2 protein-coding genes and 1 pseudogene are annotated in these 3,657 nt (G+C 69.9%); 2 read left to right on the forward strand and 1 reads right to left on the reverse strand.

All coding sequences use genetic code 11. The annotated features are described in order from the left end of the window. Both FNH04_RS43005 and FNH04_RS43010 read left to right on the forward strand, forming a co-directional pair. A pseudogene (locus tag FNH04_RS43005) lies at nucleotides 1-1,149 on the forward strand (TerD family protein); the annotation flags it as partial. A gap of 285 nt (nucleotides 1,150-1,434) precedes the next feature. Further along, the gene (locus tag FNH04_RS43010) at nucleotides 1,435-2,451 is read left to right on the forward strand and encodes a TerC family protein (RefSeq protein ID WP_322725518.1); all 1,017 of its coding nucleotides are present in this window, start codon (nucleotides 1,435-1,437) and stop codon (nucleotides 2,449-2,451) included. A gap of 323 nt (nucleotides 2,452-2,774) precedes the next feature. Here the strand turns inward: FNH04_RS43010 and FNH04_RS43015 are convergent. Then, a partial coding sequence (locus FNH04_RS43015; RefSeq protein WP_152791677.1) for an MFS transporter occupies nucleotides 2,775-3,657 on the reverse strand: 883 nt, incomplete at its 5' end.

Raw genomic sequence — 3,657 nt, forward strand, 5'->3', positions numbered from 1 at the left:
CAGCCGGGACAGCCCGCGCAGCCAGTGGCCGGTGACGCGACGGGCTGGTCCATGGACGAGCGGCTCTACAACCAGGTGTGGGGCATGTTCGAGGACCTGGCCCGCACCGCGGCCGCGTACCGCAGCGCCGTCGACTTCGCCGACTCGCGCATGGAGCAGGAGCTCGACAAGGTCCTGTCCGACCCGCGCAGCCGCATCGGTGGGCAGGGCGACGCCGCGCGTGAGGCGGCCCGGGCCAAGCACGCCCAGCTCGTCGACCAGGCCAGAGCGGCCCTCGACCGCGATCTCGCCCAGCTCAGGGCCGAGGCGGACGTCGTCGAGCCCGCGCTGCCCCCGGCATACGCACGCTGGGACAACCCCGTCTGGCACGGCTACCAGGTTCCGATGGAGATCCCCATGGCGCTGCGCCTGGGCGACCTCCATCTGCCCGAGACCGAGGACCTGCGGATCCCGATGCTGGTCAGGCTGCCACTGGAGCGCGGCCTGTGGATCGACAGCGGCCGCTCCGGGTCCTCCGACGCCTCGCTCGCCGACTCGGACGAGCTGCGCCGCCTCGCCCTCGACACGGCGGTGGCCCTCGCCGCGCGGCTTCTCGCGGTGTACCCGCCGGGCGAGTTCACCGTGCACGTCATCGACCCGGCCGGCAGCGGCACGTCCTCGTTCGCACCACTGGTGCAGACCGGTGTGCTCGCCTCCCCGCCCGCGTCCGGCGCGGCGGGCGTGACCGACGTGCTGGCCCGGCTCACCCAGCGTGTCGACCTGGTGCAGATGGCGGTGCGCGGCGGCGCGTCCGACGCCCTGCCCCCGGGCCTGGACACGGCCGAACAGCTGCTGATCGTCAACGACTTCCCGCACGGCTTCGACGACCGGGCCGTGACCCGGCTGCGCTACCTGGCGGACGAGGGTCCCGCCGTGGGCGTGCACCTGATGATGGTGGCCGACCGTCAGGACGCCGCCGCGTACGGGCCGTTGCTCGACCCGCTCTGGCGTTCGCTGATGCGACTCACACCGGTGCCCGACGACCACCTCGCCGACCCCTGGGTGGGGCACGCCTGGACGTACGAGCCCGGGCTCGTCCCACCCGGCAGCCAGGTCATCCAGCGCGTCCTCTCCCAGGTCGCGACGGCCCGCCGCTCCTGGAACCGCTGACCGTCCGAACTCCGCACCAAGTCCGAGCAAAAACCTCTGACCTGCGCACTTGACCCTTCTTTTGCTAACTCCTTTACCTTTCCTTGGTGATTCGGGTACTCTTTCCGTGCGGAGGGGAGTACTCCCTACCTACTGCGGCGCACCCGTCAGTACGGATCCAATGGCGGATCCCGGGGCGTCGGCCCGATGCGGCACCAGGCGTTATGGGCGCCAGGCTGTCCCGGGTGGAAGAGACCTCCGGTGCGACGACGCTGACATTTGCCGTTACGTACTGCCGGAGGCGCAGTGGAAGTTTCCACGACCCTGTGGGTCCTGACCATCGTGGGCCTTGCCGCCCTCATCGCGGTCGATTTCTTCATCGGCCGCAAGCCCCATGACGTGTCGATCAAGGAAGCCGGGATCTGGACGGTCGTCTGGATCGTCCTGGCCGTGCTCTTCGGGCTCGGCCTGCTCGTCTTCTCCGGCGGCCAGCCCGCCGGGGAGTTCTTCGCCGGCTTCATCACCGAGAAGTCGCTGAGCGTCGACAACCTCTTCGTCTTCGTCCTGATCATGGCGAAGTTCTCGGTGCCCTCGCAGTACCAGCAACGGGTGCTGCTCGTCGGCGTGCTGATAGCCCTGGTGCTCCGCGCGATCTTCATCGCCGCGGGCGCCGCGATCATCTCCAGCTTCGCCTGGGTGTTCTACATCTTCGGCGCCTTCCTGATCTACACCGCCTGGAAGCTGATCAAGGAGGCCCGGGCCGACGAGCCCGAGGAGGAGTACGAGGAAAACAAGCTGCTCAAGGCCGCCGAGCGCCGCTTCGGGGTCGCCGACCGCTACCACGGCACCAAGCTGTGGATCGAGCAGAACGGCAAGCGCGTCATGACGCCGATGCTGGTCGTGATGCTCGCCATCGGTACGACCGACGTGCTCTTCGCGCTCGACTCGATCCCGGCGATCTTCGGCCTGACCCAGGACCCGTACATCGTGTTCACGGCCAACGCGTTCGCGCTGATGGGCCTGCGTCAGCTGTACTTCCTCATCGGCGGCCTGCTGAAGAAGCTGGTCCACCTCTCCTACGGGCTGTCGGTGATCCTCGGCTTCATCGGCGTCAAGCTGGTACTGCACGCCCTGCACGAGTCCGGCGTCCACGTCCCCGAGATCTCCATACCGGTCTCGCTCGGCGTGATCTGCGCGGTGCTGATCGTCACCACGATCACCAGCCTGATGGCCTCCAAGAAGCAGGCGGCGGCCGAGGCGGCGCAGAAGGAGACCGAGGTGGCCTCGAAGGAGAACATCGAGGCGGGACGGCCCCAGGCGTAGAGGAAGCCGGTACGGCCGGTACAGCCGGTACGCGCCGAAGACACGCGAGCTCGAGCAGCCCGCCGCGTCTCGTGAACGGGCCCCGCACGAAAGAGGTGCGGGGCCCGTCGGCGCAACGACCGACTGGTTCTCCTCCTCCGGCGTCAGACCTCAGTCGGCGGTCGAGGCCAACGGCGGTCGAGGTCAATGGCGGTCGAGGTCAACAGCTGTTGAGGTCAACGGCGGTCGAGGCCATGGGGCGCCGGCCAATGGTTGCCTTCCGCGGCGGCAGCCCGGCCCGGGCCGGGCGGTGGCCCGGTGTAAGCCGGTGGCTGTCTCCCGCGTCACCCGGTGGTCGCCTCCGCCGCGATCACCCGGACCGGTCGTGTCTCCGGCAACAGCGCGAAGCACCCCAGGCTCAACAGAGCGATCCCCGTCAGATACGCGGCCACGCCCCAGGGGACCCGCTGGCCCTCGGCCACGGCCGTCGCCACGATCGGGGTCAGCGCACCGCCGAGCACCCCGCCCAGGTTGTAGCCCACGGCCGCACCCGTGCAGCGCACACGGGGCTCGTACAGCTCCGGCAGATACGCGCCGATCACGGCGAACATCGTGATGAACGCCAGCATCGCCACCAGGAAGCCGAGAAACATCAGCAGCGGCTCACCGGTGGCCAGCAGGGCGACCATGGGGAACATCCAGAGCGCGGACGCCGCGCAGCCGACCAGGCACAGCGGCCGCCGGCCGAAGCGGTCGCCGAGAAACGCCGCCACCGGCGTCAGCGCGCCCTTCACCACGACCGCGGCCATGATGCAGGTCAGCATGACGGTGCGGCTCACGCCGAGCTGTTCGGTGGCGTACGCGAGGGACCAGGTCGTCACCGCGTAGAACACGGCGTATCCGACCGACAGCGCCCCGGCCGTCAGCAGCACCAGCCGCCAGTGGCCGCGCATCACTTCGGCGAGCGGCACGCGCGCCCGCTTGTCGATGCCGAGGAACTGGGGGCTCTCGGTGAGCGAGGACCGCAGCCACAGCCCGGCCACGGCCAGTGCTCCCGCCGCCCAGAACGGCACCCGCCACCCCCAGGCCGCGAACTGCGCGTCCGACAGCGTCGCCGACAGCGCCAGCATCACTCCGTTGGCCAGCAGGAACCCCACCGCCGGGCCGATCTGCGGGAAGCTCGACCACAACCCGCGCCGCTCCGCGGGCGCGTGCTCCGCCGTCAGC

The sequence above is a fragment of the Streptomyces phyllanthi genome (assembly GCF_009377205.1).
GTDB lineage: Bacteria > Actinomycetota > Actinomycetes > Streptomycetales > Streptomycetaceae > Streptomyces > Streptomyces phyllanthi.